The organism is Streptomyces sp. NPDC007929 (assembly GCF_042959065.1).
Taxonomy (GTDB): domain Bacteria; phylum Actinomycetota; class Actinomycetes; order Streptomycetales; family Streptomycetaceae; genus Streptomyces.
Window position 1 is genome coordinate 198,491 of sequence record NZ_JBIBKD010000005.1, and the last position, 14,847, is coordinate 213,337.

General features: G+C 68.9%; 13 protein-coding genes, 1 pseudogene and 1 riboswitch. Of the genes and pseudogenes, 7 read left to right on the plus strand and 7 right to left on the minus strand.

The window, feature by feature from the left end:
* Positions 1-1,005: a cytochrome d ubiquinol oxidase subunit II gene (gene cydB, locus ACFZDE_RS18370; RefSeq protein WP_390998396.1), complete on the minus strand. Its 1,005-nt coding sequence runs from the start codon at positions 1,003-1,005 to the stop codon at positions 1-3.
* Between the two features lie 20 nt (positions 1,006-1,025).
* Positions 1,026-2,531, minus strand: coding sequence for a cytochrome ubiquinol oxidase subunit I (locus ACFZDE_RS18375; RefSeq protein ID WP_391200746.1), 1,506 nt, complete (start codon positions 2,529-2,531; stop codon positions 1,026-1,028).
* 149 nt (positions 2,532-2,680) lie between these two features.
* On the opposite strand from ACFZDE_RS18375, the gene ACFZDE_RS18380 reads away from it, so the two are divergent.
* On the plus strand, positions 2,681-3,073 hold the full coding sequence (locus ACFZDE_RS18380; RefSeq protein ID WP_390998401.1) for a cyclophilin-like fold protein: 393 nt from the start codon (positions 2,681-2,683) through the stop codon (positions 3,071-3,073).
* A 21-nt stretch (positions 3,074-3,094) separates the two neighbouring features.
* Here ACFZDE_RS18380 and hisC read toward each other — a convergent pair whose 3' ends face one another.
* Positions 3,095-4,174, minus strand: coding sequence for a histidinol-phosphate transaminase (gene hisC, locus ACFZDE_RS18385; RefSeq protein ID WP_391200748.1), 1,080 nt, complete (start codon positions 4,172-4,174; stop codon positions 3,095-3,097).
* Positions 4,175-4,605: 431 nt separating this feature from the next.
* Here hisC and ACFZDE_RS18390 point away from each other — a divergent pair, with 431 nt between their 5' ends.
* The 3 genes from ACFZDE_RS18390 to ACFZDE_RS18400 all read left to right on the plus strand — a co-directional run bounded on the left by ACFZDE_RS18390 (position 4,606) and on the right by ACFZDE_RS18400 (position 8,138).
* On the plus strand, positions 4,606-5,718 hold the full coding sequence (locus ACFZDE_RS18390; RefSeq protein WP_190900722.1) for a LacI family DNA-binding transcriptional regulator: 1,113 nt from the start codon (positions 4,606-4,608) through the stop codon (positions 5,716-5,718).
* A 278-nt stretch (positions 5,719-5,996) separates the two neighbouring features.
* Entirely contained in the window at positions 5,997-7,088 is a 1,092-nt protein-coding gene (locus tag ACFZDE_RS18395) for a metallophosphoesterase (RefSeq protein WP_390998407.1), read from the plus strand.
* A 183-nt stretch (positions 7,089-7,271) separates the two neighbouring features.
* Positions 7,272-8,138 (plus strand): hypothetical protein, encoded by an 867-nt coding sequence (locus ACFZDE_RS18400; protein ID WP_391200751.1) that lies wholly within the window; start codon positions 7,272-7,274, stop codon positions 8,136-8,138.
* A 73-nt stretch (positions 8,139-8,211) separates the two neighbouring features.
* Here the strand turns inward: ACFZDE_RS18400 and ACFZDE_RS18405 are convergent.
* Positions 8,212-8,343 (minus strand): annotated as a pseudogene (locus ACFZDE_RS18405) (thiamine biosynthesis protein ThiC); the annotation flags it as partial.
* A 63-nt stretch (positions 8,344-8,406) separates the two neighbouring features.
* On the opposite strand from ACFZDE_RS18405, the gene ACFZDE_RS18410 reads away from it, so the two are divergent.
* A complete protein-coding gene (locus tag ACFZDE_RS18410) occupies positions 8,407-8,793 on the plus strand; it encodes a DUF4240 domain-containing protein (RefSeq protein WP_391200753.1) in 387 nt (128 codons plus the stop codon).
* Positions 8,693-9,226: a dienelactone hydrolase family protein gene (locus tag ACFZDE_RS18415; RefSeq protein ID WP_391201357.1), complete on the plus strand. Its 534-nt coding sequence runs from the start codon at positions 8,693-8,695 to the stop codon at positions 9,224-9,226. Before ACFZDE_RS18410 ends, ACFZDE_RS18415 begins: the two co-directional genes overlap by 101 nt.
* Positions 9,227-9,320: 94 nt before the next feature.
* On the opposite strand, the gene thiC is transcribed toward ACFZDE_RS18415, so the two are convergent.
* Positions 9,321-11,105 (minus strand): phosphomethylpyrimidine synthase ThiC, encoded by a 1,785-nt coding sequence (gene thiC, locus ACFZDE_RS18420; protein WP_391200755.1) that lies wholly within the window; start codon positions 11,103-11,105, stop codon positions 9,321-9,323.
* Positions 11,098-11,287, minus strand: a riboswitch (TPP riboswitch). Its footprint overlaps the gene before it by 8 nt.
* A 72-nt stretch (positions 11,288-11,359) precedes the next feature.
* Between thiC and ACFZDE_RS18425 the strand changes: the two genes are divergently transcribed.
* The gene (locus tag ACFZDE_RS18425) at positions 11,360-13,168 is read left to right on the plus strand and encodes a YibE/F family protein (RefSeq protein ID WP_391200757.1); all 1,809 of its coding nucleotides are present in this window, start codon (positions 11,360-11,362) and stop codon (positions 13,166-13,168) included.
* Between the two features lie 151 nt (positions 13,169-13,319).
* Here ACFZDE_RS18425 and ACFZDE_RS18430 read toward each other — a convergent pair whose 3' ends face one another.
* Positions 13,320-13,754 carry an SsgA family sporulation/cell division regulator gene (locus tag ACFZDE_RS18430; RefSeq protein ID WP_390998418.1) on the minus strand — a complete coding sequence of 145 codons (435 nt, stop codon included), beginning with the start codon at positions 13,752-13,754 and terminating at the stop codon, positions 13,320-13,322.
* Positions 13,755-13,852: 98 nt separating this feature from the next.
* Positions 13,853-14,578, minus strand: a complete 726-nt coding sequence (locus tag ACFZDE_RS18435; RefSeq protein ID WP_391200759.1) for an IclR family transcriptional regulator C-terminal domain-containing protein — start codon at positions 14,576-14,578, stop codon at positions 13,853-13,855.
* Positions 14,579-14,847: the final 269 nt, after the last annotated feature.

Here is a 14,847-nt window from a genome sequence, read left to right on the forward strand (position 1 = left end):
TCAGTGCACGGTCTCGGCTATGTGCTGTGTGCCGATCCGCTTGCGGAACACCCAGTACGTCCAGCCCTGGTAGAGCAGCACGACCGGGGTGGCGATCCCGGCACACCACGTCATGATCTTCAGCGTGTACGGGCTGGACGAGGCGTTGGTGACCGTCAGGTTCCAGTCGGGGTTCAGGGTCGACGGCATGACGTTCGGGAAGAGCGTCAGGAAGAGCATCGCCACCGCGGCCACGATGGTGAGTCCCGACAGGGCGAACGCCCAGCCCTCGCGCCCGGCCCGGGCCGCGACCAGGGCCACGAGGAGCGAGGCCACGGCCACGACCATGGCCACGAGCGACGCACCATCACCCCGGTCGGACTGCGTCCACAGCAGGAAGGCGAGCGCCAGCAGGGCGGTCACCAGCCCGACGCGCAGCGCCAGCCTCCGTGCCCGCTCCCGGATCTCCCCGACGGTCTTGAGCCCGACGAACACCGTCCCGTGGAAGGTGAACAGCGAGAGCGTGACCAGACCGCCCAGCAGCGCGTACGGGTTGAGCAGATCCAGGACTCCGCCTGCGTAGTTGAAGTCCTGGTCGATCTTCACCCCCCGCACGATGTTGGCGAAGGCCACGCCCCACAGGAACGCGGGCAGCAGGGAGGCCCAGAAGATCGCCGTCTCCCAGTTGCGCTGCCAGCTCTCCTCGGGCCGCTTCACCCGGTACTCGAAGGCCACACCCCGGACGATCAGACAGACCAGGATGAGCAGCAGGGGCAGGTAGAAGCCGGAGAAGAGCGTGGCGTACCACTCGGGGAAGGCGGCGAAGGTCGCGCCGCCCGCCGAGAGCAGCCACACCTCGTTGCCGTCCCAGACGGGTCCGATGGTGTTGATCAGCACCCGCTTCTCGGGCCGGTTGCGGGCGAGCAGTTTGGTGAGCACCCCCACCCCGAAGTCGAAGCCCTCCAGGAAGAAGTAGCCGGTCCACAGGACGGCGATCAGGACGAACCAGACGTCGTGCAGTTCCATGACTGTGCAGCTCCCTCGGCCTAGTACGAGAAGGCCATCGGCTTGTCGGCGTCACGGGAGTCGCCGCCGATCTTCGTGGGCGGGTTGAGGTCGGCCTCGGTGAGCTCGGGCGGCCCGGCCTTGACGTACTTCACGAGCAGCTTGACCTCGATCACGGCGAGGATCGCGTACAGCGTCGTGAAGACGATCATCGAGGTGAGAACCTCGGCCTGGGAGACGCCGGGGGAGACCGCGTCACGCGTCTGGAACAGGCCGTAGACGACCCACGGCTGGCGGCCCATCTCGGTGAAGATCCAGCCCCAGGCGTTGGCGATCAGCGGGAAGGCCGTCGTCCAGACCGCCACCAGCCAATACAGGCGGGTGAGACGCGGCTGCAGCGGCTTCCGGAAGAGCACCAGGTGCGGCACCTCGTCGTCGCCGGTGCGCCAGGCGGCCGGCAGCAGGAACTTCTTGCGGGTGAGCCACAGTCCGAGCAGGCCGATGGAGAACGACGCCATGCCGAAGCCGATCATCCAGCGGAAGCCCCAGTAGGCGACGGGGACGATGGGCTTGTAGTCACCGGGGCCGAACTTCTCCTGGAGCGCCTTGTTGGTGTCGTTGATGCCCGGCACGTAGGACTCGAAGTCGCTGTGGGCCAGGAAGGAGAGCAGTCCGGGGATCTCCAGGGCGACCTTGTTGTGGCCCTTGTCGACGTCCCCGTACGCGAACACCGAGAAGGGCGCGGGCTTCTCGCCGTCCCACAGTGCCTCGGCGGCGGCCATCTTCATCGGCTGCTGCTCGTACATGACCTTGCCCAGGGTGTCCCCGCTGACCGCGGTGAGCAGGCCGCCGACGGCGACGGTGACGAGGCCGAGCCGGAGGGAAGTCCGCATGACGGGGATGTGCTTCTTGCGCAGCAGGTGGAAGGCGGCGATGCCCACCATGAAGGCGCCGCCGGTCAGGAAGGCCGCCGAGAAGCTGTGGAACACCTGGTTGAGCGTGGTGTTCTGGGTCAGCACCAGCCAGAAGTCGGTGAGCTCGGCCCGCCCCTTGGTCTCGTTGATGCGGTAGCCGACCGGGTGCTGCATCCAGGAGTTGGCGGCCAGGATGAAGTACGCCGACAGCAGCGTGCCGATCGAGACCATCCATATACAGGCCAGGTGGATCTTCTTCGGCAGCTTGTCCCAGCCGAAGATCCACAGACCGATGAAGGTCGACTCGAAGAAGAAGGCCATCAGGGCCTCGAAGGCCAGCGGGGCACCGAAGACGTCACCGACGAAGCGCGAGTAGTCGGACCAGTTCATGCCGAACTGGAACTCCTGGACGATGCCGGTTACCACGCCCATCGCGATGTTGATCAGGAAGAGCTTGCCCCAGAACTTCGTCGCCCGGAGGTATTTCTCCTTCTCCGTGCGCACCCAGGCCGTCTGCAGACCGGCCGTCAGAGCGGCCAGCGAGATCGTCAGGGGGACGAACAGAAAGTGGTAGACGGTGGTGATGCCGAACTGCCATCGGGCCAGGGTCTCCGGCGCCAGAGCCAGGTCCACGTCTCCGCTCCTTACATACGCTTGTGAAAGCGTTCACATTCACAAGCCATTATGCAGCACGGACATTCGAGCCCTGGAGGGGGTCCCCTGTCTGCCCCGTCACAGTCGGTCTCTTGGCTCGAACTTCAACATATTGTTGAATCAGTGGCATGCAGACACCGACATCGACACAGCTACGGATCTCCTGGCCCGCGGGCCATCTCGACGCGTCGCTCGACGACACTCCGACCAGTCAGGCGCTGGTCAAGGCGCTGCCCCTGGTCTCCACCGCCCGCACCTGGGGCGCGGAGGTCTACTTCGACACGGGGGTGTCGGTTTCACGTGAAACAGGCGCTCGCGAGGTCGTCGAGCCGGGCACCGTCGTCTTCTGGACCGACGGCGATGCCCTCGCCCTCCCCTACGGGCCCACGCCGATCTCACGGGGCGACGAGTGCCGCCTCGCGGGCCCGTGCAATGTCCTGGGCCACCTCGACGGCGACCCCGGCCTGCTCGCGACCGTGCGGGACGGCGACCCCGTACGCGTGGAACTCCTGCACGCCTGATCCGGCTCTCGGAAACGAGAGTTACAGCTCCTTACGGAACCCTTCCGACACCTTCAGGAAGATGTCGTTCGCCTCGGCCTCTCCGACCGTCACCCGCACACCCTCGCCCGGGAACGGCCGGATCACCACACCTGCCTGCTCGCACGCCTGCGCGAACGCGACCGTGCGCTCCCCCAGCCGCAGCCACACGAAGTTGGCCTGGGTCTCGGGCACCGTCCAGCCCTGCGAGCGCAGCCCGTCGACCACGCGCGTGCGCTCGCACACCAGCGAGCCGACCCGGCCGAACAGTTCGTCCTCGGCCCGCAGTGAGGCGATCGCCGCCTCCTGCGCGAGCTGGCTCACGCCGAACGGCACCGCCGTCTTGCGCAGCGCCGCGGCCACCGGCTCGTGGGCGATGGCGAAACCGACACGCAGGCCGGCGAGGCCGTACGCCTTGGAGAAGGTCCGCAGGACGCAGACGTTGGGCCGCTCGCGGTAGATCTCGCAGCCGTCCGGCACCTCGGGGTCACGGATGAACTCGCGGTAGGCCTCGTCGAGGACCACCAGCACATCGCTCGGCACCCGGTCGAGGAAACGCTCCAGCTCCGCCCGCCGCACCACCGTGCCGGTCGGGTTGTTGGGGTTGCAGACGAAGATCAGCCGCGTGCGGTCGGTGATCGCGTCGGCCATCGCGTCGAGATCGTGCACGTCCCCGGGCGTCAGCGGTACCTGGACCGACGTCGCGCCGCTGACCTGCGTGATGATCGGGTACGCCTCGAAAGACCGCCAGGCGTACATGACCTCGTCGCCCGGGCCCGCGGTGGCCTGGATCAGCTGCTGCGCGACACCGACCGAACCGGTGCCGGTGGCCAGGTGGGAGAGAGGCACCCCGAATCGCTCGGACAGCTCGTTCATCAGCCCTGTGCAGGCCATGTCCGGGTAGCGGTTGAAGTTGCCGGCCGCCGCCGTCACGCTCTCCAGCACGCCCGGCAGCGGCGGATACGGGTTCTCGTTGGAGGACAGCTTGTAGGCCACCGGCCCACCTGCCGCGGCGGGCTTGCCCGGCTTGTAGGTGGGGATCCCCTCCAGCTCGGCGCGCAGCTTGGGGCTCGTCTCGCTCACCGCAGTCCTCCTCGTGAAGACCGGCGGCCCATGACCGCCGCCGACATCCAATACTGCTCACCTTATGAGGATTCAGCGCCGCTGCGTATAGCCACGACCGAGCGACCGGCTCCGGCCTCGTCCGCCCCAGCGGCATCAGGGGCATCGCCACACCAAGGCGTACGAATCCGGGGGCGCGCTGCACATATATCTACGCGCCGGTGGTGCACGCCGTGGCGCGCATCCCCCGTGCAGGTGAGTTGAGACCTCTTCGCAACATCGCCCCCTCGGCAGGCCCGCACGCGCAGACAAGTCACGTACTGGCTTGAGAGCGCTCAACACCCTTTGTTCCGCAGGCAATTGAGGTTAAATGATCATGCAGAAACGTGCCTGTCAACGCGCGCATATGCGTCCGCACTACCCCACCGCATGAGCCCTACTATCGGCTCGCCATGACAGCAGCAGGGAAGCACCAGGTGAGCCGCGCGGAAACCTCACGACGAGGCAGTCGGCCGGGTCGGGCCGGCATCAGAGACGTGGCCGCCGCCGCCGGAGTCTCCATCACGACCGTCTCCGACGCCCTCAACGGCAAGGGGCGGCTCCCGGACGCCACCCGGCGCCACGTCCGGGAAGTCGCCGACCGGCTGGGCTACCGGCCCTCGGCCGCGGCCCGGACCCTCCGTACCGGCAAGTCGGGACTCATCGGCCTGACCGTGACCACGTACGGGGATGAACCTTTCACCTTCACGGAGTTCGCGTACTTCGCCGAGATGGCGCGAGCCGCCACCTCCGCCGCGCTCGCCCGCGGCTACGCCCTCGTCATCCTGCCCGCGACGTCCCGCCACGACGTGTGGTCGAACGTCGCCCTGGACGGCACGGTCGTCATCGACCCCTCCGACCAGGACCCGGTCGTCAGCGAACTCGTCCGGCAGGGGCTGCCCGTCGTCTCCGACGGCCGCCCGGCCGGCGCGCTGCCGGTCACGGCCTGGGTCGACAACGACCACGAGGCCGCCGTCCTCGGCATCCTCGACCACCTGGCCGACGCCGGCGCCCGCCGTATCGGCCTGCTCACCGGCACCAGCACGGACACGTACACCCACCTGTCGACCACCGCGTATCTGCGCTGGTGCGAGCGGGTCGGCCAGGATCCGGTGTACGAGGCCTACCCGGCGCACGATCCGTGCGCGGGCGCCGTCGCCGCCGACCGGCTCCTCGCCCGCCCCGACCGGCCCGACGCGGTCTACGGACTGTTCGACCCGAACGGCACCGACCTGCTCGCCGCCGCCCGCCGCTACGGCCTGCGCGTCCCCGAGGACCTGCTGCTGGTCTGCTGCAGCGAGTCCACGGTCTACGCCAACACCGAGCCGCCCATCACCACGCTCTCCCTGAAGCCGCGCCGCATCGGCACGGCGGTGGTCCAGCTCCTCATCGACGCCATCGAGGGAGTGGACTCCGACCACCCGGTGGAGCAGGTGATACCGACGGAGCTGATCGTGCGCACCTCGTCCCAGCGACGCCCGCCGCGCACGACGGTCAGCCCGCCGCGTTCACCCGAGGGGACGTAAGCCCCGCACCCGGGTCGACGGAAGGTCGCACTCCTGGGGAGAAACAGGGCCGGTCCCCCGGAGAGAAAGGATCGTTCTCGCGAAGAGAAGAGACGCGAGGACGGTCACACGGTGGTCAAAGCCCGGCCCAATCGGGGCGAAAGCCGCGGTGAACTGGACTCTTGCTCTGATTCACCACCCCTGGGTCATCACATGGCGCGATCCGCATTCCTATGATGGGCCCACGACACCCGCGGGCCGCTACGACCAGGCAGTCCGATGCGGTGCAATGCGGCGCGATGGTGGAGGGGTCGATGACTCAGGGGGCCGGTCAGGGACCCGAGGTGGAGCGGACGGCGACGTTGCGCGACTTCCGGGTGCCCGCGTACGTCCACGAGGCCGGTCCGCACGTCCACAGCGTCCACCCCGGCGAGGTCGCCCCGCCGCCCGAGGAGACCTACCCCGAGGGGTACACGCCGACCCAGCGCGACCTTCCCGTCGTCAACCGGGGTGACACTGTCCAGGTGACCGTGGACCCCGAGACCGCCGCCGCCCCGCAGGCCTCCACCGGACAGGGCCCGCTGTACGTCGTGGGCGACGTGCACGGCTACCTCGACCAGCTGGTGGCGGCCCTCCAGGAGAAGGGCCTGCTCGACGCCGCCGGCAACTGGTGCGCGGGCACCGCCCGGCTGTGGTTCCTCGGCGACTTCACCGACCGCGGCCCCGACGGCATCGGCGTCATCGACCTCGTGATGCGGCTGTCCGCCGAGGCCGCCGCGGCCGGCGGCTACTGCAAGGCACTCATGGGCAACCACGAGCTGCTGCTGCTGGGCGCGAAGCGGTTCGGCGACACCCCCGTCAACTCCGGCGCGGGCACCGCCACCTTCCAGGCGGCCTGGCTGCTCAACGGCGGCCAGAAGACCGACATGGACCGCCTCCAGGACCACCACCTGCAGTGGATGTCCCGCCTGGACGCCGTCGAGGAGGTCGACGGCCACCTGCTCGTCCACTCCGACACCACCGCCTACCTCGACTACGGCCGCTCCATCGAAGAGGTCAACGACACCGTCCGCGAGACCATCACCCGCAACGACGCGGACGAGGTCTGGGACCTGTTCCGCAAGTTCACCAAGCGCTTCTCCTTCCGTGACGAGGGCGGCGCCGACGCCGTGCGCTCCCTGCTCGATACGTACGGCGGCACCCGCATCGTTCACGGACACAGCCCGATTCCGTATCTGCTCGGCGAGGTCGGCTCCGAGGACGACGAGGACAACCGCGACCCCGTGATCGAGGGACCGCACGTCTACGCCGACGGACTCGCCATCGCCATGGACGGCGGCGTGACCATGGCCGGAAAGCTGCTGGTCCAGCAACTGCCGCTGGATACGTGAACGTTCACTGGGCAGGTGCTCCCGGTCGGAGGACCGGGCCGGTGAAGGGCCAATTTCGGTAAACCCCCTGTCACCGCATACCGTCACCGCTCTACCATCGGCTTATCCGTAGCAGGCTCCCCTCCGTTTCTGCCCGACGGCTCGTCAGCATGCCGAGCCCCAAGCCCTACGGAGCATCGGGGGATGCACATGAACAGCGTTCCGCAGCACCTGCTGAGCGAGGACCGCCAGGAATACGAGCGGATCCTCGATGAGGCGCTGCGCTCCGCACCACACCGTCCGGAACTGGCCGCAGTAGGACAGCGCCTCAACTCCGAACAGCTGCGCACCATGGCGCTGAACGCCACCGCGCTCATCACGGCGGCCGCGTCGACCGAGTACCAGCACTACGTCAAGGTCCGCGACGAACTGCGTCAACCGGCGTCGGCCGGCTCACCGATCCTGCGGGAAGCCGGGTCCTCCGAGCCGGGTACGGGCGCGTCGGGGCTCGCCACGACCATGGGAGGGGTCGCCGAGACCGCCGGCGCGGGCGCCGTAGCCGTCGTCGCCGTGCTCGCACCCGTCCTGGCCGGAACGGCCGCGGCGATCTTCCTGCTCGTCGGTTACATCCTGCGGATGCTCAACCCCGAGCAGGTGTTCGCCCGGACCATGCTCACCACGGGCTGGGTGTTCGGCGCCGTGACCGCGGTCGCGATCCTCGTCGCCGCCGTGGGGCTGCTGCTGACCGCCCTGCGCAACAAGCCCACGGCCGAAGGCGGGTCGAACGGCGAACTGCGGGGCGAGCTGGCCATGGCCAAGGAGGCCTGGCACGAGGCCCTGCTGGAGCGCGGCATCCTGCCCTTCCTGCGGGAGGCTCTCACCGATCCCGGCGCGGCCGCCGCGCTGCACCACACGCCGTCGTCGACACCGGTCAGCCGCATGCCCCACCTCGGCTACGACCGCCCGGGGTTCACCAGCCCGGACGAGGGCGACCGCGGCTCGCGCCCCAGCTTCAGCAGCCCGGACTACAGCAGCCCGGACTTCGGCGGGCCGGAGCACCAGCCGGAGTAAAGGGCCCAGGGCCCCACAGGCCGGGGACCAAAGGCCCCCGGGCCTGTGCGCGGGCGGATCAGTCCGCGATGGGTCAATCCGCGATGGGCAGGTACACGCGGCTCCCGCTCGCCGCGAACTCCTTCGACTTCAGGGCCATGCCCTCCTCGATCTCGGTCCGTGTGCCGCCGTGTTCACGGCGGATGTCCTGCGAGATCTTCAGACTGGACGAGTCCAGGCCGGAGTCGCGCCGTCTCGTTGTCGTACGCGGATGGCACAGTGCACCACCATGAACACTGACCGGTTCTGGAACATCATCGAGTCCGCGCGTTCGTCGGCCGCCATCTCTGGCGTGCCGTTCGACGAGGCCCTGGTGGAACTACTCGCCGGTCACCCTCCGCAGGAAATCCTTGAGTACGTCGAACGGTTCGATGAGGTGCACGACGCTCTGTACCGCTGGGACGTCTGGGCTGCGGCGTACCTCATCGGCGGCGGCTGCTCCGACGATCATTCGCTATCCACAACCAAGGGGTTCGGACATGGCAGAGGTCGTACTGTTCCATCACTCGCAGGGGCTGACACCCGGAGTCGCCGCATTCGCCGACGAACTCCGCGCGGCCGGCCACACCGTCCACACGCCCGATTTCTTCGATGGGCGAACGTTCGGCTCCCTTGAGGAGGGCATGGGCTACGTCGAGCAGATCGGCTTCGCCGAGATCACCGAGCGCGGCGTCCGTGCGGCCGAGCACCTGCCGCAGAACGTCGTTTACGTCGGCTTCTCACTCGGGGCGCTGCCCGCCCAGAAGCTTGCGCAGACGCGGGCGGGCGCGCGGGGCGCGCTCCTGTTCCACGCCTGCATCCCCGTCTCGGAGTTCGGCGCGCCATGGCCTGACAGTGTTCCGGTGCAGGTGCATGCGAAGGAAGCTGATCCGTTGTTCGCTGAGGACATCGACGCTGCCCGCGCGCTCGTCTCTGACTGTGCTGACGCGGAGATGTTCCTGTACCCCGGAGACCAGCACCTGTTCGCCGACACTTCGCTGCCGTCCCACGACCCGGAGGCCGCCAAGCTCCTGACCCAGCGGACAATCGAGTTCCTCAGCTCGCGCTAGGACCGCCGTTGAGCACGTAGGCAGATTCGTGCCCTACGGGCGGACAGAACGGCCCACGACTGCACGAGCCGTGGGCCGTCCCACACGGCTCCGGCTAATCCGCCAGCGGCAGATAGACCCGGTTCCCGCTCGCCGCGAACTCCTTCGACTTCTGGGCCATGCCCTCCTCGATCTCGGTCCGTGTGCCGCCGTGTTCACGACGGATGTCCTGCGAGATCTTCATGCTGCAGAACTTGGGACCGCACATCGAGCAGAAGTGAGCCGTCTTGGCCGGCTCCGCGGGCAGGGTCTCGTCGTGGAACTCCCGTGCCGTGTCCGGGTCGAGGGCCAGGTTGAACTGGTCTTCCCACCGGAACTCGAAACGGGCGTCGGACAGCGCGTCGTCCCACTCCTGCGCACCTGGGTGTCCCTTGGCGAGGTCGGCGGCGTGGGCGGCGATCTTGTAGGTGATGACGCCGGTCTTGACGTCGTCGCGGTTCGGCAGGCCCAGGTGCTCCTTGGGCGTGACGTAGCAGAGCATCGCCGTGCCCCACCAGGCGATCATCGCGGCACCGATGCCGGAGGTGATGTGGTCGTACGCCGGGGCGACGTCGGTGGTCAGCGGGCCGAGCGTATAGAACGGAGCTTCATCGCAGATCTCCTGCTGAAGGTCGATGTTCTCCTTGATCTTGTGCATCGGGACGTGGCCCGGGCCCTCGATCATGGTCTGTACGTTAAAACGCTTCGCGATCCGGTTGAGTTCCCCGAGGGTGCGCAGTTCCGCGAACTGCGCCTCGTCGTTGGCGTCCGCGATCGATCCCGGCCGCAGGCCGTCCCCGAGCGAGTAGGTGACGTCGTAGGCGGCGAGGATCTCGCAGAGCTCCTCGAAGTTCTCGTACAGGAACGACTCCTTGTGGTGCGCGAGGCACCACGCGGCCATGATCGAGCCGCCGCGGGAGACGATGCCGGTCTTGCGGTTCGCCGTCAGCGGCACGTACGCCAGGCGCACACCTGCGTGGACCGTCATGTAGTCCACGCCCTGCTCGGCCTGTTCGATGACCGTGTCCTTGTAGATCTCCCAGGTCAGCTCCTCCGCCCGACCGTCGACCTTCTCCAGGGCCTGGTAGAGCGGCACCGTGCCGATGGGGACGGGGGAATTGCGCAGCACCCACTCGCGCGTGGTGTGGATGTTGCGTCCGGTGGACAGGTCCATGACCGTGTCGGCGCCCCAGCGGGTCGCCCAGGTCATCTTCTCGACCTCCTCCTCGATGGAGGACGTCACCGCCGAGTTGCCGATGTTGGCGTTGACCTTCACCAGGAACCGCTTGCCGATGATCATCGGCTCGATCTCCGGGTGGTTGACGTTGGCCGGCAGCACGGCCCGGCCCGCGGCGATCTCGTCCCGCACGACCTCCGGCGCCACGTCCTCCCGGATGGCGACGTACTCCATCTCGGGCGTGATCTCGCCGCGGCGGGCGTACGCGAGCTGCGTGACCGCCTCGCCGTTCCTGCCGCGGCGCGGCTGACGCGGCCGGCCGGGGAAGACCGCGTCCAGGTTGCGGAGGCCGCCCCGGGGTGAGGTGTGCTTGATGCCGTCGTCCTCGGGGCGGACGGGGCGGCCCGCGTACTCCTCGGTGTCGCCGCGGGCGATGATCCAGTTCTCGCGCAGCGGCGGCAGGCCCCTGCGGACGTCGGTGTCGACGAGCGGATCGGTGTACGGGCCCGACGTGTCGTACAGCGTGACCGATTGGCCGTTGGTGAGGTGCACCTGACGGACCGGCACGCGCAGGTCGGGGCGGGTGCCCTCGACATACGCCTTGTGCCAGCCGATGGACTTCCCGGCCTCCTCGGACTTCTCGTCCTGAACGGAGGCAGGCGTGCGTGCGTCCTTGCTGGTCATGAGACCTACTCCCTACGCCGGCATTACCCGGTAACAGGTTCGGCGGTCGACGCAGCGGTGTCCGTCCGGCGACGTCTCGTGTGAAACATCACTCGAATCCGGCGATGTTTCATGTGAAACATCGCTGGGACGGAGGTCAGCGCCCTCTCAGCCCGGTGCTCCGAGCTCCCGCGTGTACAAAAGGTGCCACCACGCTAGCGGCAATTCTGGCGCGGTGAACAGAGGGCCCCCCTCGTTCTTGCGATGATCGGGCGGTGACCACGACGCAGCGTCCCCCCTACCCACCGCCCGAACCGCCCCGCGGATCCGGCGCCGGAAACGGCAACGGCCGTGGTGGCGGCCATCCTGACGGCCGTGACGGCGGCCCTGGTGGCGGCCGTGACGGCGGCCGTGGTGACGGCCGTGACGGCGGCCCTGGTGACGGCCGCGATTTCGCCGCCCCGGCCGGGCACGGGCCGACCGCGGGGCAGCGCCCCGGGCTCGGGTACGGGCGTGACGCGGGCCTCGGCCCGGGCTCCGGCTCCGGCTCCGGCTCCGGCTCCGGCTCCGGTGGTGCGTACGGGCCGGACTTCGGCGGCGGCCAGGGTGCCGGTCCTACCGGTGGTCACGGTGGCTTTGGCGGCCCCGCAGACGGGCACGGTGGGGGCGGCGGTTACGGGCACGGCGGGGACGACGGACACGGGCACGGCGGGGGCGGCGGCGGCGACGGACACGGTGGGGGCGGCGGACGCGGTCACGGCCCTGGTCCCGCCCCGGGCGGTGGGCACGGGCACTCCCACAGCCACAACCACGGTCCGGCCGCGCCCGTCTCCCGGCATCTGCGCAAGGTCATCGCGGCGATCCTGATCCCGTTCGCCGCGGCGGTCCTGGTCGGTCTGGCCGTGCTGTGGCCGGGTGGCGCTCCGTCGCACGAGCGCACCGGCGTCGGATTCGACCGGCAGACTCAGGACGCCACGGTCACCAAGGTGGTCGAGGTGAGCTGCAAGGAGGCCGGCGCTTCGGGCGTCCCGCCGACCGGCGACACCTCCACCGCCGAGGGTTCCTCCGCGGTGCAGCAGGAGAAGGGCGACTGCAAGCGCGCGACGATCCGGGTCGACAGCGGCGATGACAAGGGCCGTACGTTCACCGAGATCGTCCAGCCCGACCAGTCCCGCCAGCTGAGCGAGGGCCAGGAGGTCGTGGTCGCCTACGAGCCCTCGGCGCCGAAGGACCTGCAGTACTCGGTCACCGACATCAACCGCCGTCTGCCCATGGGGCTGCTGGCCGGTATCTTCGCGATCGCCGTCGTGGTCGTCGGACGGCTGCGGGGTGTCATGGCACTGGTCGCGCTGGCGATCAGTTTCATGGTGCTGAACTTCTTCATCCTCCCCGCGATCCTCCAGGGTTCGAACCCGCTGGTCGTGGCCGTGGTGGGGGCCAGCGCCATCATGCTCATCGCGCTGTACCTGTGCCACGGCCTGTCCGCCCGGACATCGGTGGCCGTACTGGGCACCCTGATCTCGCTGCTGCTGATCGGCATTCTCGGCTCGGTGTTCATCGACTGGGCTGCCCTGACCGGCAACACCGACGACAACACCGGTCTGATCCACGGCCTCTATCCGACGATCGACATGAGCGGTCTGCTGCTCGCCGGCGTCATCATCGGCTCGCTGGGCGTGCTCGACGACGTGACGGTCACCCAGACCTCTGCGGTCTGGGAGCTGCACGAGGCCAACCCCTCGATGGGCTGGCGCGGGCTCTACCGCGCGGGCATCCGGATCGGCCGCGACCACATCGCCTCGGTCGTGAACACTCTCGTCCTCGCCTACGCGGGTGCCGCCCTGCCGCTGCTGCTGCTGTTCTCGATCGCGCAGAGCAGCGTGGGGACGGTCGCCAACAGCGAACTGGTCGCGGAGGAGATCGTGCGCACGCTGGTCGGCTCGATCGGCCTGGTCGCCTCGGTGCCGGTCACGACGGCTCTGGCGGCCCTGATGGTCTCCGCCGACCGCCCCGGCACGGGACCGGCGGTGGAGGCCGCTGCCGCCCCCGCGCGCGCCGGGAGGGGCCGACGCCGCAAGCGCTGATGTCCCTGAGCCGAGGGAGGCGCCCCCGTCCTTCGCCGCCCGGCTCGCGAGAAGATCGCCCGGTCATACGAAGATCGCAGGAAGAAGCGTTCCTGCACAGCTCGGCGGCATCCGGTGAAGCGTTACTCCACCGCGCCGCCGGGCTCATGTCTCAACCAGCGCCCTGCTCGGCGAGGATGCGGTCCAGCGCCTCGTCGAGATGCGCGTCGAAATCGGCGAGCGAACCCTCCTGCCCCAGCGGCACCAGCTTGTCCGTACGGTCGAGGAAGGCGATGAGCGGTGCCGTCGACGACCGGAACAACGCCTGGTCACTGCCCACCTGAAGCCTGATCAACACCTCGCCCAGCGCATCGGGGTCGACGGGCGTGACCCGCACATCGCCCTCCCCGCACGGCCGGCCCACACCGTCGATCAGCAACTCCCGCCCGAAAGCCCAGGTAACCGGAGCATCGCCGGGCAAATGGAACGTCAGCCTGACGGCATAGGGATCACTGGACTCATAGCGCAGCTCCACCGGAATGCGGAAGGAGAGCTCCTCGGACACGAGAAAGCTCATCATGACCTCTGCTTGTACGGACTCGCGCATCGATAACCCCGTCATTCGCCGTGACTGGCCGGGAACGAACCTCTGACACTTGGTGGAATCTTGCTGAACGTACACAGCAGATCACAAGGAGTGAGTTTTCACATACTGATACAGAGCGCGAGCGAGCCGAGCAGCGACCCGATCTCGGCCTGCAACTGCCGGGCCGCGGGCAGCAACCGATCGGCCTGGTGTGCGGGGAGTGAGATGGCCATCGTCGCTGCCGTGGTGCCCAGCGTGAGCGGAATCGCGGCGCAGACCGTGCCCAGGGCGTACTCCTGACGCTCGGTCACCGGTTCCATCCGCCGGATCCGCTCCAGGCGCCGGAGCAGGGCGTGGTTGTCGCGCACCGTGTACGGCGTGAGGGGCTGCACCGGGTAGCGGTCGAGGTGGTCCCGGCGGGCTTCCTCGTCCAACTGGGAGAGCAGGCACTGGCCGACGGCGTGCGCGTGTCCGGTCTCCCGGAAATCGGCCCACTCCTCGACGGCCGGGATGCCCGGAGTGTCCGAGACGCACATGACCTCGATCTCCCCCTCGCGGTAGACCGCGTAGTACACGGGCACGCCCAGGACGTCCCGCCAGTGGGCGAGCGCGTCGACGACCGTGGTGCGACGTTTCTGCCGCGCTCCGCTGCTGCTCAGCCGCTCGGCGGCCGCTCCGAGGAAGAACAGGCCCTTGTCCCGGCGCAGATAGCCCTCGTGCACGAGCGTGCGCAGCAGGTGGTAGGTCGTGGGCAGCGCCAGCCCGGTCTCGCGGGCCAGTTGCTTGGCGGGGGCGCCGTACTCGTGCCCGGCGACGGTCTCCAGCAGGCGCATCGCGCGCTGCACGGATCCGATGAGAGTCGGCGCAGGCGGTGCCGCGGCGGAGGCGGGAGGTGGTCCTGACGGTGCCGCGGAGGCGGGCGGTGGCCCTGAAGGTGCCGCCGAGCGTGGTTGCGCGGGGACCGTGCGGAGGTGGACGGGGGCGGTGTCAGCCGGGACCAAGGGGCTCTCCCGAAGCGCGAGGGGGCAGCCCGTGCGGAGGAACACGGGTGGGGGTGAATGCCGCTCGCGGGGAAGTCCCCGCGTCGAGTTCCGGACTCTATTCGTCTGCCACC